The organism is Bacillus canaveralius, from assembly GCF_002860125.1.
Classification (GTDB): domain Bacteria; phylum Bacillota; class Bacilli; order Bacillales; family Cytobacillaceae; genus Bacillus_BJ; species Bacillus_BJ canaveralius.
On sequence record NZ_PGVA01000044.1, the window covers coordinates 1 to 25,815 of the forward strand.

Consider the following 25,815-nt stretch of genomic DNA (forward strand, 5'->3'; position numbering starts at 1 on the left):
CTTATAAACCCTCTGATATCAATGTATTTGCTTGATTTATATATTTAATTTTTGACAATACGTCCAAGGTTGAGGAGGTAAAGGTATGGAAAATGTACTTGAGGTAAAAGACCTCCACGTCACTTTCACTACATATGGCGGCACAGTTAAAGCAGTAAGAGGCGTTACTTTTGACCTCCATAAAGGCGAAACGCTTGCAATCGTCGGCGAATCGGGTTGTGGAAAAAGCGTAACGGCGCAAAGCATTATGCGCTTGATTCCAATCCCTCCCGGAAAAATCACGGCCGGTTCAATCCTCTTCAAAAGACAAGATTTAACTAAAATGAAGGAGCCGCAAATGAGAAATATTCGCGGTGCGGATATATCGATGATCTTTCAGGACCCAATGACAGCTCTTAATCCGACACTGACAATTGGCGACCAAATCATGGAGGGTATTATCCGCCATCACAACGTCTCAACTGTTGCGGCGAAAAAAACGGCTCTGGAGATGATGGACCTGGTGGGCATTCCAAGCCCCCACGTGCGGCTTAAGCAGTATCCCCACCAATTCAGCGGCGGAATGAGGCAGCGGATCATGATTGCGATGGCACTTGTCTGTCAGCCTGAGGTATTAATTGCAGATGAACCGACAACGGCTTTAGACGTAACGATACAGGCACAAATCCTTGAACTGTTTAAAGATATCCAACAAAAGACGGGAGTTTCGATTATCTTAATCACCCATGACCTTGGAGTCGTTGCCCAGGTTGCTGACAGGATTGCAGTCATGTATGCAGGAAAAATCGTCGAAGCAGGTACAAGGAGAAACATTTTCTATAATCCCCAGCATCCGTATACGAAGGGATTATTAAATTCGGTCCCACGTCTTGATCAGGCAGGAGCCGATTTAATTCCGATTCCCGGTTCACCGCCGGATTTATTCTCACCACCTGCGGGCTGTCCATTTGCGGCGCGCTGTGATTATGCGATGGAAGTGTGTGACAAAGTATATCCATTTCAAACCCGGTTAAACAGGGAACATCAAGTTGATTGCTGGCTCCAGGATGAGCGCGCGCGGAAGTTGCTCACGTCTGCCAGATAGAGAAACGCGAAGACGGTATTGTCTGTACGGAATCTCTGTGTATATAGGGATTTCTCAAGCAGTTAATATAAACAAAACTGAAGGGGGCAGGCTTGATGAAATCATGTTTAAAGTTGTTTTTGACGGGATTGCTGTTGCTTGTTTTGACAGCGTGTACGGCCAATGAAAATGCCGGCGAGGATCCAGGCGAAAAGAAAGACGGCGAAAGTAGCAAGAAAGCGAGTGAAAAAGTATTATACATGAACAACGCAGAGGAGCCAACATCTTTTGACCCGCCGATCGGCTTTAACGCCGTTTCATGGAATTCCTTGAATAATTTACTGGAAGGATTAACCCGGTTAAGCCCTGATCATGAGCCGGAGGAAGCGACAGCTGAAAGCTGGGAAGTTTCAGACGATGGAAAAACGTACACGTTCCATATCCGGGAAAATGCAAAATGGTCAAACGGCGATAATGTTACGGCAGGTGATTTCGTGTTTGCCTGGAAGCGGCTCTTAGACCCTGAAACGGGTTCACAGGCTGCCTTTTTAGGCTATTTTATTGAAGGCGGTGAGGCTTTCAATAACGGAGAAGGTACTGCTGATGATGTGATGGTCAAAGCAGTTGATGAAAAAACCTTGGAGGTTACATTAACAAGTCCGCAAGCCTATTTTTTAAGCGTGATAACAAACCCGGCGTTTTTCCCTGTTAATGAAAAGGTGGCCACCGAAAATCCTGAATGGTTTTCAGAAGCGGAATCATTCGTAGGAAACGGTCCTTTTACACTTGCCGAGTGGCAGCATGATAACTACTTCCTGATGAAGAAAAATGACCAGTATTGGGATGCTGACAATGTTAAATTAGACAAAGTACATTGGGCAATGGTCAATGATACAAATACTGAATATCAAATGTTCCAAACCGGAGAATTGGATACTTCTGATGTTCCGCCTGATTTAAGTGAAAAGCTGTATTCAGAAAATAAAGTGAAGGTGGACGACCAGGCCGGCGGTTATTTCTATCGCTTCAATGTTGGATTGGAACCCTTTCAAAATAAAAATATTCGCAAAGCCTTTGCGCTGGCCGTTGATCAAAAGAAAATCGTGGATTTTGTAACGAAGAATAAAGAGAAACCGGCCTATGGCTTCGTATCGCCTGGATTTAAAGATCCGTCCGGGGCAGACTTCCGCAAGGTGAATGGCGACCTCATGAAGACCAATATTGAAGAAGCGAAAGAGCTTCTCGCAAAAGGAATGGAAGAAGAGGGATATGGCACTCTTCCTGAAGTCACCTTAACGTATAACACTAATGATATTCACCAAAAGATTGCCGAAGCACTCCAGCAAATGTTTAAAGAAAATCTCGGGGTAGATGTCAAGTTTGCGAATATGGAATCAAGCGTGTTTGCAGAGCAGCAGTCAGCACTAAAATTCCAGCTGTCCAGAAGTTCGTTCCTTGCCGACTATGCGGATCCAATCAATTTCCTTGAAAACTTCCAAACCGGACATTCGATGAACAGGACGGGATGGAGCAATGAAAAATATGATCAGCTGATTCAGGACGCCAAAAAAGAATCAGATGAAGAAAAGCGCTTTGAGCTCATGTACGAAGCTGAGAAGATTTTGATGGATGAAGCACCAATCTTCACGGTTCACTTCTATAACCAGCCACATCTTCAAAACGATGCGGTCACGGGAATCGTCCGCCATCCGGTTGGTTATCTGGAGTTAAAATGGGCGGATAAGAAATAGGCACAAATCTCATAAAAGGGGTGTTCACAGGAACACCCCTTTTATAAAAAAGTAGCTGGAGGCGAATATGATCATTAAACCAAAGCGACTGGAAAAAGGAGATACCGTTGGTGTCATTGCTCCGGCCAGCCCTCCGAAGGAAGAAAATTTACGGCGGGGCCTTCCCTTCCTTGAAGAGCTTGGATTGACCATTAAGCTAGGTAAGCACTTATTTAAAAGGAACGGCTATCTTGCAGGATCAGATCATGATAGATTGGAAGATTTGCATGCCATGTTTGCGGATCAGCAGGTAAAAGCAGTCTTTTGTGCATGCGGCGGCTACGGAACAGCCCGAATTGCAGACCAAATCAATTATCAAATCATTTCAGTTAATCCTAAGATTTTTTGGGGTTACAGTGATATTACTTTTTTACATGCCGCCATACACCAGCTCACAGGGCTCGTAACCTTTCATGGTCCAATGCTTGCATCCGATATTGGCAATGATGATTCGCATCCGGTATCGAGAGAGCTATTTCGCCAGTTGTTTCAACCTGAACTATTGAACTATTCGGAGCAGCATTCGCGCCTCAAAACGCTCGTTGCCGGAAGTGCACGCGGCCCGCTTGTTGGCGGTAATTTATCCCTGCTTACCAGCACAATGGGAACTCCTTTTGAAGTTGATACAAAGGGTAAGCTTTTGTTGATCGAGGATATAAATGAAGAACCGCGCTCGATAGACAGAATGCTGAACCAGCTCAAGATGGCTGGAAAACTGGATGATGCCGCAGGCTTTATAGTCGGAGATTTTAAAAATTGCCTTCCCGAGAGAGAAGATTCGCTGACTCTCGAAGAGGTAGTCAATCATTATATCGCGGCCGCAGGTAAACTGGCATTGTCAGAATTTATGATCGGACACTGTTCCCGTAATCTATCGCTTCCACTTGGGTGTACGGCCCACATGGATGCAGATCAAAAAAACTGTCAATCGAGAGTGGAATCCAGTAAGGGGGTTCGTTATGAAAATAGAACATTTGCAAACTTATCGCGCAGCAGTACCGCTTGTGAAGCCATTTAAAACAGCGTTGCGCACGGTGGAAACAGCTGAAACAATCGTCGTCAAGGTTACTTGTGTTGAGCTAGTTAGCAGCCTGTAAAAGCAGTAGATATCGCCGGGTTAAAACAAGTAACTGATACCGCCGATACGCCGATTATGGCCGACGAAAGTGTTTTTTCGCCAAGGCAGGCGTTCGAAGTTATCAAAACAAGAAGTGCTGATTTGCTCAATATTAAGCTGATGAAAGCGGGCGGAATTTATAAGGCGCAGATCATCAATCAATTGGCAGAAGTTTGCGGAATTGAATGCATGGTCGGAAGTATGATTGAAACACGGATCGGCATAAGTGCTGCCGCTCATTTTGCCGCCAGCAAAGCCAATATTACCCGTTTGGATTTTGATGCACCGCTGATGCTTGCTAAAGATATCGTTGAAGGCGGCATTGTATACAACATAAATAAAATTACTTTTTCAAAAGAACCTGGCCTGGGCATTCGTAATGTCCTAGTAAATTAAGGAGGAGTTATAATGGCGGATCAAACAAAGCGGATCGTTAATGTATCTGTTGCAAATGTTTGGACCTCGTACGATTCAGCAAGGCCGATTGACGAAGCTGTTACTACAAACCCTGTCGATCTTGGATCATGGCTCAACGGGCTTACGTATGACACCCGGCTGGAATTATGCAGTTCGAATCTTTTGCAGACGCAGGTATTATTTGGGGAAGAGGTCATCGTTACTGGTACAAACGGGCACTGGGCTAAAGTCATTGTTCCTGGCCAGCCTGCCTTGAAAAATAAGGACGGTTATCCGGGCTGGATACCGATAACACAACTAACTGAGTATGGAGATTGGAATATAACTGACAGTGAGGTTGCTGTCATTACAAGTAAACAAGCCGTGCTCAGGCCGGTTAACTCTGACTATGAACTGCTATTAAGCTATCAAACGATTCTTCCTGTTCAAGAAAATTCCCGTGATACTCTGAAAGTAAAATCTCCTCTTGGCAGCGCGTTGCTGAAACATGAAGATACTGCGATCTACGAGTCTTATCAACATATTCCGAAAGGAACCGGGACAGATCTTGTCAGGGCAGGTGAAAAGTTTGTTGGCCTCCCTTATTTGTGGGGAGGATTGAGCAGTTACGGTTATGATTGTTCAGGTTTCAGCTATTCGATGTGCAAAGCGATTGGCGCAATCATTCCGCGTGATGCATCAGACCAGGCGGAAACAGGAAAAGAGATAAGTTTGTCAGCAATCGAGCCGGGTGATTTATTGTTTTTTGCCTACCAGGAAGGAAAAGGGCATATCCACCATGTCGGCATTTATTATGGCAATGGACAACTGCTGCACTCACCGAAAACGGGAAAAGAAATAGAAATTATCCCTATTGCCGGTACCATATATGAAAAAGAGCTATGTGCAGCACGGCGTTACTGGCAGGAGAGGGAGGAGTAAGCATGATTGAAAAAGCTTTGCTGGAAGTAAATCGATTAAAGAAATATTTTTACCTTGGCAGAGGGGAAACTTTAAAAGCTGTAGACGATGTTTCTTTCCAAATTTATAAAGGAGAAACATTCGGAATTGTTGGCGAATCGGGATGCGGAAAATCGACGGCTGGAAGAACGATTATCGGCCTTTATGATGTTAGCGGCGGAGAGGTCAAATACGATGGGAAAAACGTCCATACCTTAAATGAAAAGGAGAAGTTTGCGTTTCATCGTAAAATGCAGATGATTTTCCAGGATCCATACGCATCATTAAATCCGCGTTCGACGGTCAGGGAGATTATTTCCGAGCCGATGGAGGTGCACGGCTTACACCGTAATAAACAAGAGAAGCTGATGAAGGTGTACCAATTGTTAGAAGATGTTGGCTTGAACAGGGACCATGCAAACCGCTATCCGCACGAGTTCAGCGGCGGCCAGCGCCAACGAATTGGGATTGCCCGCGCGCTTGCCCTTGATCCGGAATTCATTATTGCTGACGAACCGATTTCTGCTCTTGATGTCTCCGTACAGGCCCAGGTTGTGAACCTGTTGAAAAGGCTGCAAAAGGAAAAGGGGCTGACCTTTTTATTTATTGCCCATGACCTTTCGATGGTCAAACAAATCAGTGATCGGATTGCCGTCATGTATTTAGGAAACCTCGTAGAGCTGACAGCAAGCAGCCAATTATACGAAAAACCGCTCCATCCCTATACACAAGCATTGTTATCGGCAATTCCGATTCCCGATCCGAATATCGAAGATCAGCGGGAACGCATTATTTTGCAAGGAGAGCTCCCAAGTCCAATCAATCCGCCGAGCGGCTGTGTGTTCCGAACTAGATGCGCTTATGCGATGCAGGTTTGTGCGGAATTGAAACCTGAATGGCAAGAAATTGAGGCCAATCACTTTGTGGCTTGCCATTTATACAACAAGCAGATAACAGGGAAACCTGCCCCCAGGCAAGTTGCCGCATCGAGGTAAGGGCAATGGATTTCTTTGATTTTGCTAATCGAGTAAGATCGCTGTTAAACGAATGTGATGCGCGGGTCAGTGTTATGATTGAAGCAGATCCCAGACTTGAGCATGACTGTACGATTATTTCCTATAAAGGAAAGAAAGCTTATGCGGCAGTATTGACCGACGGCCTGGAAAATCAGCTAACTGGAAGAAATTTAACCGTTCAAATTGGAAAGATGCTCTGTGACTATATCACAATATAACAACTCCTCTTCTCAAGTAGAGGGGTTTTAAGTGTTTGCTGTGATTTTTTTCAACAAGATTCTTTGAATAGTTGTGTTTCATCAAAAAGGTTTACTATTGGTAAGTATCTAATTATTATTGTAGTAAAGAAGATTCATGGGGGGAAGACATGACTTTTGCAATAGTATTAGTTATCATTATTATCATTATAGCGATTATCTCGACATTGCTGCTAACCGGAAAAAGTGATCAAGAGTATTCATCTTCTTCAAAAAGAAATACAGTTAATCTGACGATGATTTATGTAGTGGTAACATTGCTATCACTTATCGGTCTCGCTGTTTATATAGTGGTATAGCTCGAGGCTATTTTCCATGGCTCAAGCCTGAAAAGGTCAACAGCCTTCTATGCCGATTCATGCAATGAGCACACATTCAATGGAATGGCTCCTGTTTGGCGACTTACTATTTAGGGTAATCTTACAATATGGATGATTTAAATAGAAAGGGTGACTGATCGTGATTGGTATGATTATCGGTGTTTTAATTGCACTTTGGGTCCTTGGATTGATTTTTGACATTGCTGGCGGGCTTATTCACATTCTGCTTGTAGTTGCCGCAATCGTTATTATCTACAAAGTGATTAAAGGACGCGCGACGCACTAACACTATAAAACCATGAACTCCTCCAGTGCGGGGAGTTTTTTATTTTAAAAAAACTTTGTTTTGCTTAATCGTAAATCTACAATTCACTTCTTTTTGTTTGGAAGCAGGTTTTCCGCTAGTAATAGAGAATTACATTGTTATCGTTGAAATGGATGACGAACAGCCATCTTGGCAATTGTTCTCCTGCTAAGATAACCTGATCATTCGGTGTATTGGGAAAGTTTTTTTGATAGAAAGGTGGATGTTGCAGGTGACAGCCAAAATATATGTAACTAGAAAGCTGCCCGAACAAATTATATCCAAACTGCAAATTTCATACGAGGTTCGAATGTGGGCAAAAGAAAACGTGCCGGTACCCCGTGAAGTGTTGAAAAAAGAAATTTCGATGGCAGACGGGCTTTTGTGCTTAATAACGGAATCGATTGATGAAGACCTGTTACAGATTGCAGAAAACTTAAAGGTCATCAGCAATATGGCAGTTGGCTATAACAATATTGATGTGGAAGCTGCTTCAAAACGCGGGATTCGTGTTACCAATACCCCTGGGGTCTTAACGGAAACAACAGCTGATTTGACCTTCGCGCTTCTAATGGCTACCGCAAGAAGAGTGGTCGAATCCTCGAATTACCTTCGTGAGGGGAAGTGGGACACATGGTCTCCGATGCTATTAACAGGGCAGGATATTTACGGGGCAACTATAGGAATTGTTGGACTGGGGCGAATCGGTGAAGCAGTTGCAAAACGGGCGAAGGGCTTTGATATGAATATCCTATACTATAATCGAAGCAGAAAACCGCATGCCGAGAAAGAGCTTGGGATCAGATATACGGAGCTCAATGAACTGCTGAAAGTTTCCGATTTTATCTGCATCATGACCCCGTATACTCCTGAAACGGTCAATTTAATCGGTAAGGAGCAATTGCAATTGATGAAGAAAACCGCGATTGTTATAAATACAGCGAGAGGTGGAATTGTCAATGAAACGGCCCTATACGAAGCTCTAAAAGATGGCCAGATATGGGGGGCGGGACTTGATGTGTTTACAGAGGAGCCGGTCGACCTGGACCATCCGCTCCTGTCACTTGCGAATGTTGTTGCTCTGCCCCATATTGGGAGTGCCAGCATTAAAACAAGAATGAAAATGGCTAATCTTGCTGCTGATAATTTACTTGAGGCGTTAGCAGGAAACACTCCTTCCTGTCTCGTCAATGGACCACAGCTTGACACTTACAGGAAATGAAGAAAAGGGGTTCACCCAAGGTGATTATTCGTTTCGCTTGGGTCAACCCCCTTCGTTCACACAGGTTAAAAATACCAAGATTGATAGGCGCATCTGGTCAGATTAACCATTATTCTGTTTCAATTTCTGACCATTCCATTGGAAAACGAATGATGTCCGCTTCGCTTAGTTCACTGCCCATTTGCACCTCAATGAATTGTAATTCAGTGATGGCTTTAAGCGCGTGTTTAGTGCCAGCAGGAATCGTAATCACAGTTCCAGGCTTCATGTGTGTTAACTGTCCATCTAAGATACATTCCCCTTCACCTTCTGTTATCGTCCAGATTTCCTGTCGCTTCAAATGTAGCTGGTAGCTGAGGTTTTTTCCCTGGAAGATACTTATTTTTTTTGTTAGAACTTCTGCGCCATTTCTCAGTTTATGAAAATCTAAAACTCGATAATGACCCCAATGCTTCTCTTCATACATGGGACGCTGACAAAAGTCTTTAGTTAACTCTTTTATCCGACCGGAAGCAGCTTTATCCGCAACAAGTATACCATCTGAACTTGCTACTATTACACTATTGGAAATACCCGCAACAACGACAGGAAGATCGAGTTCATTTATTAAATGAGTGTTTATTGAATTGTTGTCAATAACTCCTTTTCCTACCGTATCCGTATTCATAATGCCTGTTATCGTATTCCATGTTCCCAAGTCCCGCCACTTTCCCTTATACGGGACGACAACAATGTGATTCGTTTTTTCCACTACTTCGTAATCAAAACTATTTTTTGGAATATCAGAATACTGACTAATTAGTTCTTCGAAATTGCAGGGAATTCCATTATCGGCCAGGTACTGGATCAAATATCCCAGCTTGAAGGCAAATACACCGCAGTTCCAATAAGCTCCCTGCTTAATTAGTTTTTTTGCTGTATCACGGTCAGGTTTTTCAATAAAAAAGTCGACCTCATCATAAGTTCCGGTGTTACATAGCGATTCATGATTCGGTGCAGGAACAATGTAACCATACTGATCGGAAGGGAAGGTGGGTTTTACGCCGAGAAGAGCGAGAGAAGCATTTGAATCTGTTAATGCATGACCAAACTTCTTTATGGCCTCAAGAAATGAATCTTCGACATAAGCATCGACAGGTAGTACACATACAATTTCGTCTAAGCTTAGTTTTTCAATGGAATGAAGGTAAGCTGCAGCTAATGCTATCGCGGGAAACGTATCTCTGCGGTCAGGTTCAATGATAAGAGGAGGAATATTCTCAATTTGGCTTTGAATAAAATCTGTTTGCGACTTACCCGTGGCAATATAAGATGATTCCGTTAAACCAGCCTGTTGTAATTGCCGCCATATTCGCTGGATCATTGATTCTTCTACTCCGTTGTCATTAAACATCATCTTCAAAAACTGTTTAGACCTTGAACCATTTGATAACGGCCATAGTCTTTGTCCTGATCCTCCAGATAGTAAAATAATTTTCATCTTTCATCCACTTTCTAAAATATTTTCAGTGGGGAAATAGCGATAATTCGGGCAACGATGTGGTGAGAATAGATTGTGATTTGTATTTTCCCCTTATAAGTTTATAAGTATCGAAAAGTTAAAACATTTAATTCCTTAGCAAATCAACTAATCATATTTTTCGTTAGATTCTAATCTTTGTTGTCATTGCCAGCAGTGTTTTATTATATGCACCAAAGAATTGGCTGTGTTTGGCCAAAATTAATGCCGGTGTACTTATGTCTTTTTAATTTTATCGGCATCTGAATATGTAATATCTAGATTTGCAATTTATTTAATGACTTGTAGTCGATGAACTAAAATAGACTCAATGCATATCATGCTTAGAGGTACTTCGGGGTGAATCAAAGCACACCGGGCTTGGAACAGTAAACCATTTTCTTAACTGGTAGGGTTTTAGCCCATACAAAATTTTATCCGTATTAATATAATAAATTAACCCTGACATACTCAGGAATTTCGATAAAAGGAGGATAACCATGGGTTACGGTAAAAAAAGCTATTTCCATGATGATGACTGGGGTCACAAAAAAGATTGCGGCCATAAAAAAGATCATGACTGTGGCTGCAAAGACGATGATGACAAATGCAAAATTAAAAGTTGCATCTGTAAAGAGTTTCGTCGTATAACGCCGGGAACAACTGTATTTCTAACCATAGATGGCGTGCCTTCGGGACCTTATGTTTTTGCTAAGTTCTGTAAGGATGATCATTGTGTTACTCTGATAACAGGAGCAGGCGTTACGCCATCAGGAGCTGTATTTATTGTCGACTGTTTTCGAATCGATGCATTTGCATTCCCTCCAACCGTATAAAGAAAATATATATATATTTTTTTTAATCCATCAGGCTGCTGCAGCCTGATTTTTTTGTGTAATACCCAATCAAGTTATAGATTTTTTTCATATTATAAATTATCCCTTCTGTTAAGAGCATAAAAGCAAGGGTGGACAAGTTATAGGAGGTGTGAAAAATGGGCTGTTATAGTTCAAACGGATGCGCCTGCGATGTACTGCGTAAGACCGCTCCAGGAACAGGTGTCACATTAGGATTTAATGGTGTATCGTTGCCTGTTATTAATGCAAATTTTTGCAAAGGCAATCACTGCGCAACATTCGTGAGCAGTACAGGTACTGTTACAATCGCTGATTGTAGAAAAATAAATTTTGTTGCGTTTAGTCCGTAATAATGCCTGGAATGCAACTGCGCGCACAACTCTTTCTCTAAACTTAATATCTGCCTGCCTGAGTTTGGTCCGAAGGCCTGATGATGCATTGGTGGTCGAATCATAAGAAAGCTTCTAACCCTCGTTTCGTTTGCTGAGATGAGCCATCCGGATCTAACCTGGCAAATTTCTTTGTTTTGTAATTCTCTGAATGTTTCTTATATGTAAGTTTTACCTTCGTAATTAGCTTGTGTACCAAGATCAGTGTCCATTTCGCAACAAATTTTGTACTCGAGTAAATTTTCACAATGTATTAAGGTAAAACCGAAAAACGAATGAAGTTGTCTCAATAAACAGAGAATGCCGTAGGAAACGAAAAAACTATCTTAATTTTAAAAACTGTTCGTTTTTCAATTAAAGGATTGCTTTATGAAATTCATTCACTTATAGAAAAAGAGAGGAACTATTCCTCTCTTTTTACTGCTTTACTCTTCATCAATCAGTATGGTATTCATATTCATATTCGTCGCCCGGGAAGACGCTGTTGCACTGTTTCGGAATTTTTGGAGCTGGACACTGTTCCGTCAGGATATCTCTCGGCAGGCAGAATGCAGCATATAGCTCTAGCGTTACATCCGTCACCGATTGAATGCTCTGGCAAACATTCAGGGTGAGGTCTACACTTAATAACTCATCTTTTTCATCGTCAGAATTTAACCTTACTGTACAATCACTATCGGCAAGTTTTACAACTAATCTTGTTCCACAGGGGGCACATAGGAATAAAGACTCCGACATTTCTATCGTGATCGGCTTCGATACTTCTACAAAAGGAACTTTGTCAATAATTCCGCTAAACTCTATAACTAGGCATAGCTTTTTGGTAAACGTGACCCTCTGTAACTCAACCAGATCTTTGTCAATGATGAAAGGACGGTCGTCTCTCTTACCAGTTTCCTCTATCTTGATTTCAGAATTATAGGCTAGAGGATAACCGGTCTTAGGATCTACCAAAATACAACGCGTTTTTAAGTTTCTTGCCTTGCATACATCGGTATCTAAATGGAGAGCATCCGCGGGCACGCATTTTGATATTGCAGACTGTAAAATCACCCAATCATAAACTTTTACGGTATTTATACACAAAAGCTCATCGTCATACTCAGCAGAGTTTTCCATATGATCAACTCCTTACTTCTATTTGAATTTCGATATAGTACAAAATATGGCAACCTCTCCTTATGAGTGACATGTTTCTAATCAAAATCAGGAAAATGGGCTGATATACTATGCTTTACTAATAACTTTTGTCACGGCCCTAAACTGAAAACATACAATACTCTATAAAAGTTTAAACGGAGGGAAAGATATATGTCCAAACACTATGATCAAGATGAGATCGACAAGATGCTACATCAAATAAAAACGTACAAAAAAATAATTGTAAGCTATCAGGAAAATGATGCAACCCAGGATTATCTGGATATGAAAAAAAAATTAACAAGTTTAATGAAGGAGCGACAGCTCGAACAAAAGAGATATGAAAAATTATTGAAACAGCTGCAAACCAACTCAGAGAAACTCGAGGCGAACGAGAAAAAATACGAAGAGTTAACACACTCATACGAACAGAAGCAACAAGAGCATGAAGAGATCAAAGCAATGTATGAGAAGCAAAAACAAGAATATGAGGAGACCAAAGCATCCTATGAAATGCAGAAGCAAGAATATGAACAGTTTAAGGCAACTTCTGACCAGCAGAAAACCGGTGTTAGCCTTCCGGACCATATTGATACGGAAGAAATTACGGCTCCATCGGAAACAGACGGACCCAATATGGTTGAGGATAAATGGCCAAAAAAGCAGATGCGAACTCCGCTGGATTTAACCAGAATGTCTCGACAGAATGGGATGCAAACAGCAAAGCAGATCACTTTCAGAGACATTCAAAGTAACCTTGAAAATTGAAAAATATAAAATATTGACTGGGATATTGATCCGCCTGCCACTGACAGGATGGGTGGGAGAATCGAAGGGAAATGATCATAAATTTCGATTCCTCCATCCATTTTTATATTTTATGAACTTGCTTATTAATTCAGCAAAGATCACCAGTGAAGCCATTCATGTAACAAGGACTCGTTTGCCAGCTTGTTATGATCCTCGATAACATATAACGGCAAATAAAGCTACCTTTCTGAATAAGGTAGCTTAAAAGACTATAAAACTGAGCATGAGCATAAACTTTCGACAATTAAGTTAATGCTTTTAGGTACCAAAAGTGAACACCAATTTATAGTTCAGAATTCCTGCCAGTACCCAACATGACTACACGGCACATTAATACAATCAATAGCTATCGTAATAATCATCTTTAACAAATTTGCAAATCAATTTCTTCTTTTTTGGTTTATGCTTTGAACATTTCTTTTTCGGTTCATCATAATCCTCATCATAGTCTTCATCGTATTCGTATTCATCGTCCCAATCTTCATAATGCTTTTCAGAACATGGACAACTGTATTTTTTCTTTCTGGATACTTCATATTTATCAAACCACATTTGATTTCACCTCCTGTTTTGTATACTTTACCGTACGCAGTTGATGTACAGGCTGAAACGGCATTCATCATGATTGCAAATACCTATTTTTATTGATTATTAAACTAATTGAATTTATCAGAAGAAAAACGTTAATGTGAAGAGTTTAAACGTATATAGAAACATTTTATCTATTTGAAATCCTAAATAAAAAATGAGCTATTTCCTTAGTGATAACAGCCGCTTCGGCTTGTACACCTCCTGCGTATCTTGAAGTATACACAACAGGGAGGTGAAAGCATATGTGGTATGAAGATGATAAGCATGATAAGAAAGACTACGACGACTACGACAAAAAACACCACTATGATTACGACAAGAAACACTACGACGTAAAGTATTTTGACTTGGAAGTATATTTTGACCATGATCATGACTATCCTTGCAAACCGAAAAAGAAATATCCAAAACAAAAAAAGAAGCTGATTTGCAAGTTTGTTAAAGATGATCATTACGACACTGATTGAATGTAAGTAGTGGCAACAATCGAAACTCATGTACAACCAAGCAGCTAACAATTTCATTCAGGATTGTGTGTTTTCGTCGGTGTGGAAATATTCAAGGGATATCTTAAATTTATGAAAAAAGGGGAAGTGAATTTATATGTGTTATGACGATCATAAGTATTATGATTGCGATTGCGATAAAAAACATTATGATAAGTATGACGATTATGATAAGAAATCTTATGATGACTACGATAAGAAATCTTATGATGGCTATGATGATTACGATAAAAAAGAATATGACGACTACGATAAAAAATACTATGATAAGAAACATGATGACAAGAAACATTATTACGTGAAGCATTTCGATGTCGAATTGTATGTGGAGAAAGATCATCACTATCCATGTAAACCGAAAAAGAAACATCCAAAACGAAAGAAGAAGCTGATTTGCAAATTTATTAAAGACGATCACTACGACGGTGATTGAATTTATTTAAGGCATCACTAGAATGTCCTATGCAAATTTTTATTCTAACAATTTGGATTTGCGGACTGTAGTGTTCATACTGTGAATCCATCGCTGGTGTCTCGGGATGCTCCTTATGCTAATGGCAATTTTACGCTGGGACTATAATCCAGTCATAAACTGCCTAGGTTTCGCTCATGCTCAGTTTTATACTCCTTATCAAAAGCTACCTTTGTCATGGGGGTAGCTTTTTCTTTGCAATAGAAATATGTAATAGATGGCTGGAGGATTGTTATGAATTTAATCTTTACTTCGCTATACAGCCATCCATTTATTGAAGAAGCAGATTCTCATGCACAGAATGGTAAATTGATTTGATTTAAACTTCATTTGTTTATTTACATTTTATTTGTTGCAGATTGCGCTGAATGTCCCTGAAGGTTACCTGCTTTGGAGTAATGGTTTGCATTTCATTTTGTTTTGCCATCCTTACTAGATCAAGCGGAGTGTGCAAATATTTTTTTGGTCGTTGTTCCGCATCCGTATTCTGTCTTTGGAGTTCGGCTGAAGACGTCTTGTCTTCTTCAGTATCAATTTGTTGTTGACGGCGAACAATGTTATTCTGCTGTTCAAAAGTAGTCTTTAACTGTTGATATTCTTGTTTCTGGTTTTCATAGGCTGCTTTTAATTCATCATACTTTTTTTCTTTTGCCTCAATCTTACGTTCGAATTTTTCTTTTAATTCATCGTATTTTTCTTCAGTCGACTTGAGTTTTTCTGAATTGGATTTGAACTTTTTCATTAACTCTTTGTATCTCTGTTGGTCAAGTTCTCTTTCCTTCATTTCACTTTCTAATTTTTTTCTAGTATCTAAATACTCCTGGGTTGTGTCATTTTCCTGATAGCTTTTAATTATTTTTTTGTACGTTTTTAATTGGTACAACAATTTATCGATATCATCTTGCACATGCTGTTTGGACATACACCTTTCCCCCGTTAGTTCATTTTATAATGTATTGTATGTTTTTTTTTTGGGCCTGTGACAGTAGTTATTCGCGTAGTATGGTATAACAGCCCATTTTCCTGATTTTGAATAGAAACATGTCACTCAAAGGGAATGCCAGCGTATTTTGTACTATATCGAAAATAAGATAAGGAGTAGATCATATGCAAAATCCTGCTGAGCATGACGATGAACTTTTGTGTATAAATACTGAAAAAGTTTATGATTGGGTGATATTACAGTCTGCGATGTCAAAATGCGTTCCCGCAGATGCTCTCCATTTAGATACCGATGTATGCAAGGCAAGAAATTTAAAAACGCGTTGTATTTTGGTAGATCCTAAAACCGGTCATCCACTAGGCTACAATTCTGGGATCAAAGTAGAGGAAATTGGTGAGAGAGACGACCGTCCTTTTATCATTGGTAAAGACCTGGTTGAACTGCAGCGAGTTACTTTCACTAAGAAGTTGTGCGCTGTTATTGAGTTTAGCGGAATCATTGGCAAGACTCCATTTGTGGAAATATCCAAGCCAATCACGATAGAAATGTCGGAGTCTCTCTTCCTTTGTGCACCAAAGGGGACACGACTAATGGTGAAACTTGCCGATAGTGAATGTACAGTAAGGTTGGATTGCGACGATAAAAAGGATGAATTATTAGGTGTAGACCTTACTTTAAATGTATGCCAGAGCATTCAAACGGTTGCGGATGTAACTGTAGAGTTATTTGCAGCCTTCTGTCAACCAAGAGATATCCTGACGGAGCAGTGTCCAACACCAAAGATTCCGAAACAGTGCAATATCGTCTTTCCTGGTGATGAATGCGAATATGAATATGAATACAGTAATGAGTAATCAAGGTATAGCATAATGTAGAGAGAGGATGATTTCCTCTCTTTATTTTTTATGCAAAGGTGGTGTTAATGATAAACGAACTGGTTAATGAATTGGAAAGCAAGATAAACCTCATGAAAGGCGAGAGTGAAGCATTTAAGGCAAAGGTCAGAGAATTATTATCAGTAAAAAGATCTTCGGCAAAACGGCTCTTGCCTTTTTTCAGTTATTCCATTATTTTAGATAACAACGCAAACGGAAAGCATACAATATATGGTAACTTTAATATTATAAATCACTCCCCATCCCCTCTCTATAATCCTAAATTCGTACTTAAAATAAAATCGGATCATGCATTTGACTTTTCGGGTAAATACATCATGCCAACTCAGCATATAAAGATCGAAAATCTCCAATGGAAGCTTGTGGAGAATAAAAACGAAAATGAAGCTATGGAATATTGGTTTACACCCACTGGGGCAGAACAAATTGATCCCGATCAGACCTTGTCTTTTTCCAACTTTCAGATCCGTTTTCAAAATGAAGCCAGCGGCTACATAAATGTGGAAGGACATGTTTACGTGAGGGATATAAACGAAGGGATGCCGTCTTTGAATTCGATAAATATAAGCTTCTAAGAGGAGGGATATTTTGTTTTCTTCAGACCATGAAGAAATAAGGAAACTCATTGAAGCGTTGCTTAAGCAATATATGGAAAATGCCAACAAAGACTCTATCAGCATCCCTACTGCACAGACGGTAATAAATTTCGATAATAATGGAATAGTCACTTATTTATTACTGTACCTAATGCTAAACCATAACATATCTGGCGGAAATTCTTCTAAACAATCCGCAGAACAAGAGAATCCGATGATTAAACAGTTGAAAAAACTAATTAATGATGTTGACCGGTTGCGACAGGCAGATAAAAATTTCTATGATGAGATTTTAAACGTCAACGAGCAGCAATCATAAGTAACATAAGTTGCATCGATCATTACCGGCTGCTCAGGATATGCCACTGTTATAAATTTAATCAGTGATCAACAAAAATGACTTTATTCAGAAACTTCTGGGTCCGAAAACTAGCATATAGCAACAAGGGAGGCAACAATATTATGGAAAGACCGATCATTTATATAGGTGATAACACCATTTTAACAAAATTAATCTATACCCCTGTAATTTATTTAGATCCAAGAGATATTGTGCAGGCTCATATTATGTTACATGGTTTTTGGGAGCATGGGCTTACATCTAACTTTTTTCAAACTGTTAAGCCAGGGATGAAAGTTTTGGATATTGGAGCACATTGTGGTTACTATACTCTTCTCGCAAGTTTATTGACTGGTCCTACCGGAGAAGTACATGCTTTCGAAGCTAACCCTGCCCACTTTGATAATTTAAGGAGAAGTTTGTTAATAAATGGTTACAACCATGCTACAATCCATCAAGTAGGGTTATCCAACAAAAACGAAGAAGTTATTCTATACGTTCCGGACGGCGGGGGAGCCACCATCATCAACCCGGGATCTCAGTATCAAAAAGAGGTGAAAATGAAAACAGTTGTTTTTTCAGAATATTTCCCACCACAACAAGTCGATGTGATGAAGATTGATATTGATGGATCCGAGCCTCTTATCATGGATGATGTCATAAAAATTGTAGATGAAAGTGATAACATTCAAATCTTTTTAGAGTACGCACCGACTCTCTGGGTTGGCCATGATCCAAAAGTTAGCCTGCAAAAGTTTGCTGATCGGGGATTCAATTTTTATAAGGTTGCTCATACCGGAGTTCTGGAGCCAACCACTGTCGAAGAAGTAGTGGCATTTCCAGGTCCCATCCATATAGATTTGAAACTGACGAGAAACTAAAAAAACGGAGTTCGGATATATTAAAAATAACGAGTTCTCTTTTTATATTTTTCCAGATTTCTAGTATTAAAGAATTAAATACTTATAGTATGAAAAAAACCCTCGTACCAGAGGGTTTTTTCTATTGGTACAAAAACTTACCTTGGCGAATATATAGCTCTACTGGGTTTCAAAAGTGGGTTCTTGTGCATATGGATAAGGATAGAAATTATGAATGAGGAGTGTCTTGCTGTGAAAGGAATCATACTTGCAGGAGCAACGGGTTCAAGACTTAAGCCGTTGACGACAATAATCAATAAGCATCTCCTTTCAGTGAGCACTTATCCGATGATATACTGGCCAATCTTAAACTTAAAAGAGGCGGAAATTACTGAAATATTGTGGGTAAAAAATGGCGTTTATCATGACATGTTTTGAGACAAATTTATTGTTATTCTTGGAAGCAATTTATTCGAAGATTCGTTGGTTCCGTTGTTTTGCAAGCAGGAAAAAGGTGCAAAAGTATTACTTAAGCATGTAATAGATCCGGAACGATATGGCATCGCTTATATAGGTACAGATAATAAAAGCATTATCTCTATTGAGGAAAATCCTGTTCATCACAAATCCAATTTTTGTGTTGTCGGAATATATATGTATGATTCCTCAGTTTTCGAATATATTGCTAATACGACCGTATCGGAACGGGGAGAACTGGAAATTTCAGGCGTGAATAAAAAATGTATATTAAGAAGCATTTAAGCTATGATTTTTTAAAAGGCTGTTGGATTGACGCTGGCACACATCTTCAGGCGGCGAATTGTTTTATTTTAGTACTAATAAGGTGAAGAATGGTGGCTAAGAAGGTTCTAATAACCGGCGGCGCACAGGGATACAAAGAACAGTGGAGTAGTTATGCAGAATTATGAATGGTTGTATATATTGGGAAAGGTGGGTCATATGGCTTGAAGGTAATCATTACCGGAGGAAATGGACAGCTCGGAAAAACATTTAATTACGATTTGGGCAGGTAAAGCCGATGTATAAGTGGCTATAATCAAGAGCATCATATTCTTTACCATTTTTACTCATACAGATTAGGTAAGAATACACATATATAAAATATGTGTTAATAAATACATCGATAGCGTTATAGGTTGGCTTTAAACAATATATAAATAAGAGGTCATCTGGATATGTTACCTTTTGTAAGATCTAATGTGTTGTTAAACGGAATCAATACGACATTTTTGACCCATTTAGCTGATATGTACAACGGTGCAGGTTTAAGAGCGGGTGTATTTTGGAGTGAAATTTTACATCAATTGTCTGGAACTATTAAACCAGGGAGTCGCGTTCTTGATGCAGGAGCCAATATTGGCACTACTGCAATTTATTTAGCAAAAATCCAGCCTGGAGCAATAATTTACTGTTTTGAACCTGATCCACTTAATTTCTCATTGTTAAATATAAATATTGCACTGAACAATGTACAAAATATCCATACTTTTAATTATGCTTTAGGAAGTGAGCCACGATTTATTGATTTTTATCGAAGTGATATAAATTTTGGTGATCACCGAAGCGCAACACCAATATCCCCTGATAATGTATTGGGAAACTTTAAACGTTTGCCATATCGGGTACCAATGGTAACACCTATTGACTTTTTTGATCAATGTTATGGTGATGAGAAGCCATCGTATTTTGATTTAATAAAAATCGACACTCAAGGCGCCGATTTTGACATTTTAAAGGCAAGTTTACCAATGATTAATCATGAGTCAATTGTTATAATCGAATACTCTCCATACCATTTATTGCAAAATGGCACTTCCAAAACAGAAATAGAAGGTATCCTTAGCAATTTTTCTGAAATCTCCTATATAAACCCTCTAAAACACCCTGCACATGACTCAAACATCAACAAGGATCAAATATTAAGCGATTATGATCTATATGGAAAAGAGTGGAAATGGTTTTATGATATTGTTTTAAAGAAAACGCAAAAATAAAATAATTTACGTCACACTCTGATTAACATGCCGAGGCGAATTTAAAGGTGTATCAGTCAACGTGCAGGCAATTGTTAAACCTAATTTAGAGGGGGATTCTCGCAAAAAACGACCTTTGTACACTGTAATTAATAACACCAGTACAAGATTTAATGAATATAACGGGGATAGAGTACATTATAAAAGTTATAAACTGAAAAGTCGGATAAAACTCCATCAAGGGGAGTTGATTCTATGAAGATGGATAAGGTCAGCTTTGAAAAACTGTTCAGCAGGATTGATAATGGTTTCGTCGGCAATGAATCGGTTGCATATGATTATCAGAGAAAATATGTTCGTTATTATCTGGGAAAAAAACCTGTTCTGGATGTTGCTTGTGGTCAAGGATCTTTCCTGCGGGCTGCAAGTGAACTGGGAATCGACATTCTAGGGCTTGATTTAGAAGAGGATTTTGTGAACTCGTGTACAGCAAAAGGTTTCAATGCCAGGAAGGAAAATGTATTTGAATTTTTAGATCAGCAGACGAATAAGGAAGTATTTGAAGGAATTTTTAATGCACATTTAATAGAGCACCTTGACAGCAGGAGGGCTATTGAATTATTAGTTCTATTTTATGAATCCCTAAAAAAGGGTGGTATCGTTACGATAATTACACCGAATTTCGCTGCACAACATGTCCACGAGAATGTTTTCTGGCTTAGCTCTTCACATGTGAGACCATATCCTTTAATGTGGCTCGGCAATGCTTTTGCACAAATTGGTTTTGATATACTTGATGGTGGTTTGGATGCAGATGTAGGTGACACTTTTATAGTAGGTATGAAACCTAATTAGACAAAGCAGTCACAGACACTATTCGATGAACAGCTTGAATATTTACAATATATTAGAAAAGGTTCCAATCTAAATAAATGGATTTTTAGTTCCATTAACTATATTTTACGCATAGATAAATACAGAAACAAAAAAGATGTTATTACGATGAGGTGATGATTGCATTGTTGGTATCCCAGCTATGTAAAGAAAAGCATTTTAATGAAGAATGGTTCTTAAACTGCTGTGAAGAACTTCAAATAGCTGTTCATTATCACAGAAAGCTATGGGAATGGTGTTTTATAACACAAGCATTAACTGAAAGAGGTATGCTAAAGGAAGGTAAGAAAGGGCTTGGATTTGGAGTAGGAAAAGAACCTTTGGTTTCTTTATTCGCATCACGTGGTTGTGAAGTAGTCGCAACAGACATAGATTTTCAGATTGCCAAACTTTTAGGATGGGTTGATTCTAATCAACATTCTAATAATCTTGAGGACTTGAACGAACGAAAATTATGTGAACCGGAGCAATTTAGCAAGCTTGTCACTTTTGAGTTTATGGATATGAATGAAATTGATCAAAAGCAGCATAGTAATAAATATGATTTTACATGGTCTTCTTGCTCATTTGAACATTTAGGAACGATTGAACGAAGCAAACGATTTATTATGAACCAGATGCACTGCCTCAAGCCTGGAGGCGTAGCAGTTCACACCACAGAGTTTAATTTATCTTCAAACGAACATACGATTGAATCCGGAGCTACAGTTATTCTTAGAAAGAAAGACATTGAATCTTTAGTAAATGATCTAAGGGAAGATGGCCATTCAATCGAAGTTGATTATACCGCCAGTACAGGAAACATTGAAAGTTTTGTCGATGTTCCACCTTATACGAGTGAAATTCATTTAAGATTGCTACTCGAACAATATGTATCAACCTCTATCGGTCTGATTATACAAAAGAAAAATTCAGATAGTGTTTGATGACAAATAGCAATTCGAAGAATTGTATCATATCACAATCATACGACCGCATAAATGATTGTTTAAGAGGTGTTAAATTGAATATAGCTTTTGATACTTTTTACACTTCATCTGCTTCGAATTTTAGGGGAATTGGAGACTATACCAGAAATATGATCGAAAATATTATGCGGCTTAATAAGACCCATTCAATATTTTTCTTTTCACCTGATCCTTACCAAGATACATCTATTCAAATAAACAAACTACAATCATTTCTAACTAATAATTCTATCGATCTTTATCATGTAACGAGTCCGGTTGAATATTTATTCAACCATAATGAGCTACTTAACCGCGAATGGTTTGGAGATGTAAAATTGGCTGTTACATTTTACGATGTCATTCCCTTGATCTATCCTGAAATTTATTTAAGTGACCCGATTGTTAAAAATAAATTTTTGTATATTATGGATTTTATCAAGAATTGCGATACTATATTTGCCATATCCGAGACGACCAAAAAAGACGGGGTTAAATACTTTGATATGGATTCCGAGAAAATCTCTGTTGTATACGGGGGAATTGACCGACAATTTTTTCAGATAAACAAAGATTCAGATGTGAAGCTTAACAATCAGGTAAACCAACCATATATTCTATTTATCGGAGGCATGGAATTTAGAAAAAATTTGGAACGCGTACTACATGCCTTTGCAATAATAAATCATAAACTTGAAACTCAATATCAATTTGTCATGACCGGTTTTTTTTCTGAAGTAGAAAAACAGAAGATACTGCAGCTTGCAGCTGCACAGGGAATTGAAAATCAATTGATATATACCGGGTATGTACCAAAAGCAGAGCTTATCAACCTGTATAGCAATTCGAGTCTGTTCATATTTCCATCACTTTATGAGGGATTGGGCTTGCCGATTATAGAGGCGATGGCTTGTGGTGCCCCGGTGCTCACATCAAACACTTCGGCACTTAATGAGATAGCTAATGACGCGTGCTATAAGGTAAATCCTGAAAGTATTGAAGAAATTTCAGAGGGTATATATAACATGTTGACGAAGTCAAAATTATTGGAAAGATATAAGCAAGAAGGACCTAAACTTGCCGCTAAATTTAATTGGGAAAATGTTGCCTCACAGATTTTATCGTGTTATACAGACATGTATGTCAACTAGCGCTGATTTTAACTGAGGCTACATCATGGTAGGGCTTAAAGCAGGGAGGGATGAAGATTTGCCACTTCCAACTGGAGTTTTTTGGGCAGGATACGTATCTGATAGAGGTGGTTATGGCACTGTATCCAGAAACTATTTAAAAATGTTGGAGGTATTAAATATTCCAGTTCATATCCATAATCTAGGCCAAATTCATAAGGAAATAGCGCAAGATGATCGAGACTTAATCGGCAGCATTCACCGTCCAATTTCTGATTTAGGGACAGACCCGGTTATGGTGATCCATAGCACTCCAGACGATTTTGCGCGTTTTAATACAACAGGATTTAACAAAAAAATAGGTATTACTATCTTTGAAACCGATAAAATTCCGGATTACTGGGTTAGTTTATGCAATCAAATGGACGAAATATGGGTACCAACAGCCTTTAATTATCATACTTTTACTGAGTCAGGAGTCGATGAAACAAAAGTTAGAGTTATGCCATACGGAATCGATGTGCAGAAATACGATAAGAATTTTGAGCCATATTCTTTTTCGACAACTCCTAAGACATTTACGTTTCTATATACTTGCCAATTTGATTACAGAAAAGGCTTTGATTTATTGATAAACAGTTTTTGCGAAGAATTCACGGATAACGACGATGTAACTCTGATTATTAAAACATATGTACATGAAAATGATATTGATGCCGAAGCAATCATCCGCTCCTATATACCAATTAAGAATAACATTCCAAGTATTTTGATCATAAATGAAAAAATGCCAGAAAACGAATTGCTCTCTTTATATTCAAGTTGTACTTGTTACATCTCCACAGACAGAGCCTGCGGATGGGGAATGCCACAAATGGAAATGATGGCTATGGGGAAACCGGTGATATCGATCAACTGGAGTGGTTCCACCGAATTTATGAATGATGAGAATACTTTTCTTATTCAGCCATTGGACGAATTGGAACCAGTGGACATAAATCTTATGATAAATCGCCCGCTTTTATACATGGGCCACAAATGGGCAAAAGTTTCGGTGGAAAATGTCAGAAAAACAATGAGAGATGCTTATCGAAATAAAGAAAAAAGACTAAAAATAGCCAAAAACGCGAAAGAAATGATTGATCATAAATACTCAATAAATGAAATAGCGAAAGTAATGAAACAGAATCTAGCTTTATAAATATTTAGTTTCTTCATCTCTTAAGGAACTATTCACCTAGCAAAGCTTAATGCTATCATTCTGTGGACTTGGAAGCAAAATAGAATTTATCACGGAGGTTTAATGTTATGAGTCTCTTCTCTACAGCAAATTTTAGTGATTCTTTTTTTTTTAAAGATAAAAAGTTTAGTTATAACAAAATTCCCATTAATAATATTTCCGAGAGGGCAATAGAAGTACCAATTGGCTTGGACTTTCTTGAACAAAATAAAACGGGGCGAATATTAGAGGTGGGGCATGTCCTATCTAGTTATGAAACTGCCGCGAACATAGTGCAAAGAGATATTCTTGATAAATTTGAAGTGGCTGCAAATGTTCTAAACTTAGATTTAATGGACTTTCATCCGGAGGATAAATACGATGCCATTATTTCCATATCAACTGTAGAACATATTGGACAATCAACAGATCCAACAGGAGCTTACGGGGAATCCAGCCAATTGAAAGACCATGAAGCGCCTTTAAAAGCGATCGTAAAAATTTACAATTTACTAAAAGTGAATGGAAAGGCAATAATTTCAGTACCGTTTGGCTGCTTATCCGATCTTGGATGGCTGATACAGTTTGGAGATAAGTACCTGCAATTGTTGTTTACTAAATATCTATTGCCTGAAAATGATGTCACGATTTCATTTTTTAAAAAGAGTGACATGGACTTGTCACTAAATAATCCAAGACAAATCTGGGAACAGTGTACTAAGGAAGAACTTTCCTATACACGCTTTAATCAACCCTTTCCGTTCGCAAATGGAATTGCCTTTATTGAAATATACCGAAATGCACCAGAGGACTATCCAATTGAAAATGGAATGAAAGAAGAATTGATTTATCAACCGGCTGGGTTAATCAATAATCTATATTTCAGCAATTTCTTTTTTGGAAGTGTCTATGACAGCAATGGGTGGTTTCAGATCAGCAATCCAACTTATTTATTCTTTGGACCTTATATTACTTTACCGGCAGGTAAATATGAACTAAGGGCAAAACTGGAAGTAGAAACCGAGGGGGAATTTATCCTGGATGTGGTGGATGATTTTGCAAAAAATACTTTATTAAAATACGAATTTCAGTCTACTAGTAATTCCGAACAACAAGTCATGATAGAAAAGGATTTGCAAAATGTTGAAATAAGACTCCTGGCTTATTCTCCTCCATTTTCCAAAATCAGAGTGCCGATATTAAGTTTAAATCGGATTTAGCTTAACGATTGTAACCAGCTGTCTAAAGGAAGTTCGCAAAATGTAGTGACTCCTTACAATATTGACTT

The 25,815-nt window shown here is 38.8% G+C and carries 27 protein-coding genes and 2 pseudogenes; 25 read left to right on the plus strand and 4 right to left on the minus strand.

The genetic code is table 11. From position 1 onward, the window contains the following. Nucleotides 1–85: 85 nt before the first annotated feature. From CU635_RS16855 to CU635_RS16895, 10 genes and pseudogenes are all read left to right on the plus strand, one after another. Nucleotides 86–1,084, plus strand: coding sequence for an ABC transporter ATP-binding protein (locus CU635_RS16855; protein WP_101578553.1), 999 nt, complete (start codon nt 86–88; stop codon nt 1,082–1,084). 95 nt (nt 1,085–1,179) lie between these two features. Beyond that, nucleotides 1,180–2,814, plus strand: a complete 1,635-nt coding sequence (locus CU635_RS16860; RefSeq protein WP_101578554.1) for a peptide ABC transporter substrate-binding protein — start codon at nt 1,180–1,182, stop codon at nt 2,812–2,814. A gap of 67 nt (nt 2,815–2,881) precedes the next feature. Then, entirely contained in the window at nt 2,882–3,871 is a 990-nt protein-coding gene (locus CU635_RS16865; protein WP_101578555.1) for a S66 peptidase family protein, read from the plus strand. Between the two features lie 69 nt (nt 3,872–3,940). Beyond that, a pseudogene (locus tag CU635_RS16870) lies at nt 3,941–4,366 on the plus strand (enolase C-terminal domain-like protein); the annotation flags it as partial. Nucleotides 4,367–4,378: 12 nt separating this feature from the next. Beyond that, nucleotides 4,379–5,308 (plus strand): C40 family peptidase, encoded by a 930-nt coding sequence (locus CU635_RS16875; RefSeq protein WP_101578556.1) that lies wholly within the window; start codon nt 4,379–4,381, stop codon nt 5,306–5,308. Between the two features lie 2 nt (nt 5,309–5,310). After that, nucleotides 5,311–6,321, plus strand: coding sequence for an ABC transporter ATP-binding protein (locus CU635_RS16880; RefSeq protein ID WP_101578557.1), 1,011 nt, complete (start codon nt 5,311–5,313; stop codon nt 6,319–6,321). 5 nt (nt 6,322–6,326) lie between these two features. Then, nucleotides 6,327–6,560, plus strand: a complete 234-nt coding sequence (locus CU635_RS16885; RefSeq protein ID WP_101578558.1) for a hypothetical protein — start codon at nt 6,327–6,329, stop codon at nt 6,558–6,560. 149 nt (nt 6,561–6,709) lie between these two features. Beyond that, the gene (locus CU635_RS16890) at nt 6,710–6,898 is read left to right on the plus strand and encodes a hypothetical protein (RefSeq protein WP_101578559.1); all 189 of its coding nucleotides are present in this window, start codon (nt 6,710–6,712) and stop codon (nt 6,896–6,898) included. Nucleotides 6,899–7,067: 169 nt separating this feature from the next. Then, nucleotides 7,068–7,205 carry a lmo0937 family membrane protein gene (locus CU635_RS23115; protein WP_308303494.1) on the plus strand — a complete coding sequence of 46 codons (138 nt, stop codon included), beginning with the start codon at nt 7,068–7,070 and terminating at the stop codon, nt 7,203–7,205. 250 nt (nt 7,206–7,455) lie between these two features. Next, complete coding sequence (locus CU635_RS16895) at nt 7,456–8,445, plus strand: 2-hydroxyacid dehydrogenase (protein WP_101578560.1); 990 nt, start codon at nt 7,456–7,458, stop codon at nt 8,443–8,445. Between the two features lie 109 nt (nt 8,446–8,554). Here the strand turns inward: CU635_RS16895 and CU635_RS16900 are convergent, their stop codons facing one another. After that, nucleotides 8,555–9,925, minus strand: coding sequence for a sugar phosphate nucleotidyltransferase (locus CU635_RS16900; RefSeq protein WP_101578561.1), 1,371 nt, complete (start codon nt 9,923–9,925; stop codon nt 8,555–8,557). 518 nt (nt 9,926–10,443) lie between these two features. Here CU635_RS16900 and CU635_RS16905 point away from each other — a divergent pair. After that, nucleotides 10,444–10,779: a hypothetical protein gene (locus tag CU635_RS16905; RefSeq protein WP_101578562.1), complete on the plus strand. Its 336-nt coding sequence runs from the start codon at nt 10,444–10,446 to the stop codon at nt 10,777–10,779. 845 nt (nt 10,780–11,624) lie between these two features. Here CU635_RS16905 and CU635_RS16915 read toward each other — a convergent pair. Continuing rightward, on the minus strand, nt 11,625–12,308 hold the full coding sequence (locus CU635_RS16915; protein WP_101578564.1) for a BMQ_0737 family morphogenetic spore coat protein: 684 nt from the start codon (nt 12,306–12,308) through the stop codon (nt 11,625–11,627). Between the two features lie 192 nt (nt 12,309–12,500). Between CU635_RS16915 and CU635_RS16920 the strand changes: the two genes are divergently transcribed. After that, nucleotides 12,501–13,097 (plus strand): hypothetical protein, encoded by a 597-nt coding sequence (locus tag CU635_RS16920; protein ID WP_101578565.1) that lies wholly within the window; start codon nt 12,501–12,503, stop codon nt 13,095–13,097. 381 nt (nt 13,098–13,478) lie between these two features. Here the strand turns inward: CU635_RS16920 and CU635_RS16925 are convergent, their stop codons facing one another. Further along, complete coding sequence (locus CU635_RS16925; protein ID WP_101578566.1) at nt 13,479–13,691, minus strand: hypothetical protein; 213 nt, start codon at nt 13,689–13,691, stop codon at nt 13,479–13,481. A 281-nt stretch (nt 13,692–13,972) separates the two neighbouring features. Between CU635_RS16925 and CU635_RS16930 the strand changes: the two genes are divergently transcribed. Then, complete coding sequence (locus CU635_RS16930; protein WP_101578567.1) at nt 13,973–14,197, plus strand: hypothetical protein; 225 nt, start codon at nt 13,973–13,975, stop codon at nt 14,195–14,197. A gap of 136 nt (nt 14,198–14,333) precedes the next feature. Next, nucleotides 14,334–14,669: a hypothetical protein gene (locus tag CU635_RS23435; RefSeq protein WP_180955717.1), complete on the plus strand. Its 336-nt coding sequence runs from the start codon at nt 14,334–14,336 to the stop codon at nt 14,667–14,669. A 373-nt stretch (nt 14,670–15,042) separates the two neighbouring features. On the opposite strand, the gene CU635_RS16940 is transcribed toward CU635_RS23435, so the two are convergent. Beyond that, nucleotides 15,043–15,630 (minus strand): hypothetical protein, encoded by a 588-nt coding sequence (locus CU635_RS16940; RefSeq protein ID WP_101578568.1) that lies wholly within the window; start codon nt 15,628–15,630, stop codon nt 15,043–15,045. 185 nt (nt 15,631–15,815) lie between these two features. On the opposite strand from CU635_RS16940, the gene CU635_RS16945 reads away from it, so the two are divergent. The 11 genes and pseudogenes from CU635_RS16945 to CU635_RS16995 all read left to right on the plus strand — a co-directional run bounded on the left by CU635_RS16945 (nt 15,816) and on the right by CU635_RS16995 (nt 25,747). Further along, nucleotides 15,816–16,505, plus strand: coding sequence for a BMQ_0737 family morphogenetic spore coat protein (locus CU635_RS16945; protein ID WP_101578569.1), 690 nt, complete (start codon nt 15,816–15,818; stop codon nt 16,503–16,505). A gap of 68 nt (nt 16,506–16,573) precedes the next feature. After that, a complete protein-coding gene (locus tag CU635_RS16950; protein WP_101578570.1) occupies nt 16,574–17,122 on the plus strand; it encodes a hypothetical protein in 549 nt (182 codons plus the stop codon). A 13-nt stretch (nt 17,123–17,135) separates the two neighbouring features. Next, the gene (locus CU635_RS16955; protein WP_101578571.1) at nt 17,136–17,462 is read left to right on the plus strand and encodes a hypothetical protein; all 327 of its coding nucleotides are present in this window, start codon (nt 17,136–17,138) and stop codon (nt 17,460–17,462) included. A gap of 143 nt (nt 17,463–17,605) precedes the next feature. Further along, nucleotides 17,606–18,364, plus strand: a complete 759-nt coding sequence (locus tag CU635_RS16960; RefSeq protein ID WP_180955718.1) for an FkbM family methyltransferase — start codon at nt 17,606–17,608, stop codon at nt 18,362–18,364. A gap of 231 nt (nt 18,365–18,595) precedes the next feature. Further along, nucleotides 18,596–19,191 (plus strand): annotated as a pseudogene (locus CU635_RS24240) (sugar phosphate nucleotidyltransferase). A 348-nt stretch (nt 19,192–19,539) separates the two neighbouring features. Further along, nucleotides 19,540–20,358 (plus strand): FkbM family methyltransferase, encoded by an 819-nt coding sequence (locus CU635_RS16970; protein WP_101578573.1) that lies wholly within the window; start codon nt 19,540–19,542, stop codon nt 20,356–20,358. Between the two features lie 240 nt (nt 20,359–20,598). After that, nucleotides 20,599–21,192, plus strand: a complete 594-nt coding sequence (locus CU635_RS16975) for a class I SAM-dependent methyltransferase (protein WP_180956507.1) — start codon at nt 20,599–20,601, stop codon at nt 21,190–21,192. 155 nt (nt 21,193–21,347) lie between these two features. Continuing rightward, a complete protein-coding gene (locus CU635_RS16980) occupies nt 21,348–22,157 on the plus strand; it encodes an SAM-dependent methyltransferase (RefSeq protein WP_245917503.1) in 810 nt (269 codons plus the stop codon). Nucleotides 22,158–22,234: 77 nt separating this feature from the next. Then, complete coding sequence (locus CU635_RS16985; RefSeq protein ID WP_180955722.1) at nt 22,235–23,329, plus strand: glycosyltransferase family 4 protein; 1,095 nt, start codon at nt 22,235–22,237, stop codon at nt 23,327–23,329. Between the two features lie 25 nt (nt 23,330–23,354). After that, on the plus strand, nt 23,355–24,509 hold the full coding sequence (locus CU635_RS16990; RefSeq protein WP_101578577.1) for a glycosyltransferase family 4 protein: 1,155 nt from the start codon (nt 23,355–23,357) through the stop codon (nt 24,507–24,509). A 107-nt stretch (nt 24,510–24,616) separates the two neighbouring features. Continuing rightward, nucleotides 24,617–25,747, plus strand: coding sequence for a class I SAM-dependent methyltransferase (locus tag CU635_RS16995; RefSeq protein ID WP_101578578.1), 1,131 nt, complete (start codon nt 24,617–24,619; stop codon nt 25,745–25,747). The last annotated feature ends 68 nt before the right edge of the window (nt 25,748–25,815 follow it).

Excerpts from the sequence above, each read along its gene's own strand:
- CU635_RS16855 (WP_101578553.1), top strand. The coding sequence starts at position 86 with ATGGAAAATGTACTTGAGGTAAAAGACCTCCACGTCACTTTCACTACA.
- CU635_RS16860 (WP_101578554.1), top strand. The coding sequence starts at position 1,180 with ATGAAATCATGTTTAAAGTTGTTTTTGACGGGATTGCTGTTGCTTGTT.
- CU635_RS16865 (WP_101578555.1), top strand. The coding sequence starts at position 2,882 with ATGATCATTAAACCAAAGCGACTGGAAAAAGGAGATACCGTTGGTGTC.
- CU635_RS16875 (WP_101578556.1), top strand. The coding sequence starts at position 4,379 with ATGGCGGATCAAACAAAGCGGATCGTTAATGTATCTGTTGCAAATGTT.
- CU635_RS16880 (WP_101578557.1), top strand. The coding sequence starts at position 5,311 with ATGATTGAAAAAGCTTTGCTGGAAGTAAATCGATTAAAGAAATATTTT.
- CU635_RS16885 (WP_101578558.1), top strand. The coding sequence starts at position 6,327 with ATGGATTTCTTTGATTTTGCTAATCGAGTAAGATCGCTGTTAAACGAA.
- CU635_RS16890 (WP_101578559.1), top strand. The coding sequence starts at position 6,710 with ATGACTTTTGCAATAGTATTAGTTATCATTATTATCATTATAGCGATT.
- CU635_RS23115 (WP_308303494.1), top strand. The coding sequence starts at position 7,068 with ATGATTATCGGTGTTTTAATTGCACTTTGGGTCCTTGGATTGATTTTT.
- CU635_RS16900 (WP_101578561.1), bottom strand. The coding sequence starts at position 9,925 with ATGAAAATTATTTTACTATCTGGAGGATCAGGACAAAGACTATGGCCG.
- CU635_RS16905 (WP_101578562.1), top strand. The coding sequence starts at position 10,444 with ATGGGTTACGGTAAAAAAAGCTATTTCCATGATGATGACTGGGGTCAC.
- CU635_RS16915 (WP_101578564.1), bottom strand. The coding sequence starts at position 12,308 with ATGGAAAACTCTGCTGAGTATGACGATGAGCTTTTGTGTATAAATACC.
- CU635_RS16920 (WP_101578565.1), top strand. The coding sequence starts at position 12,501 with ATGTCCAAACACTATGATCAAGATGAGATCGACAAGATGCTACATCAA.
- CU635_RS16925 (WP_101578566.1), bottom strand. The coding sequence starts at position 13,691 with ATGTGGTTTGATAAATATGAAGTATCCAGAAAGAAAAAATACAGTTGT.
- CU635_RS16930 (WP_101578567.1), top strand. The coding sequence starts at position 13,973 with ATGTGGTATGAAGATGATAAGCATGATAAGAAAGACTACGACGACTAC.
- CU635_RS23435 (WP_180955717.1), top strand. The coding sequence starts at position 14,334 with ATGTGTTATGACGATCATAAGTATTATGATTGCGATTGCGATAAAAAA.
- CU635_RS16940 (WP_101578568.1), bottom strand. The coding sequence starts at position 15,630 with ATGTCCAAACAGCATGTGCAAGATGATATCGATAAATTGTTGTACCAA.
- CU635_RS16945 (WP_101578569.1), top strand. The coding sequence starts at position 15,816 with ATGCAAAATCCTGCTGAGCATGACGATGAACTTTTGTGTATAAATACT.
- CU635_RS16950 (WP_101578570.1), top strand. The coding sequence starts at position 16,574 with ATGATAAACGAACTGGTTAATGAATTGGAAAGCAAGATAAACCTCATG.
- CU635_RS16960 (WP_180955718.1), top strand. The coding sequence starts at position 17,606 with ATGGAAAGACCGATCATTTATATAGGTGATAACACCATTTTAACAAAA.
- CU635_RS16970 (WP_101578573.1), top strand. The coding sequence starts at position 19,540 with ATGTTACCTTTTGTAAGATCTAATGTGTTGTTAAACGGAATCAATACG.
- CU635_RS16975 (WP_180956507.1), top strand. The coding sequence starts at position 20,599 with ATGGATAAGGTCAGCTTTGAAAAACTGTTCAGCAGGATTGATAATGGT.
- CU635_RS16980 (WP_245917503.1), top strand. The coding sequence starts at position 21,348 with ATGATTGCATTGTTGGTATCCCAGCTATGTAAAGAAAAGCATTTTAAT.
- CU635_RS16990 (WP_101578577.1), top strand. The coding sequence starts at position 23,355 with ATGGTAGGGCTTAAAGCAGGGAGGGATGAAGATTTGCCACTTCCAACT.
- CU635_RS16995 (WP_101578578.1), top strand. The coding sequence starts at position 24,617 with ATGAGTCTCTTCTCTACAGCAAATTTTAGTGATTCTTTTTTTTTTAAA.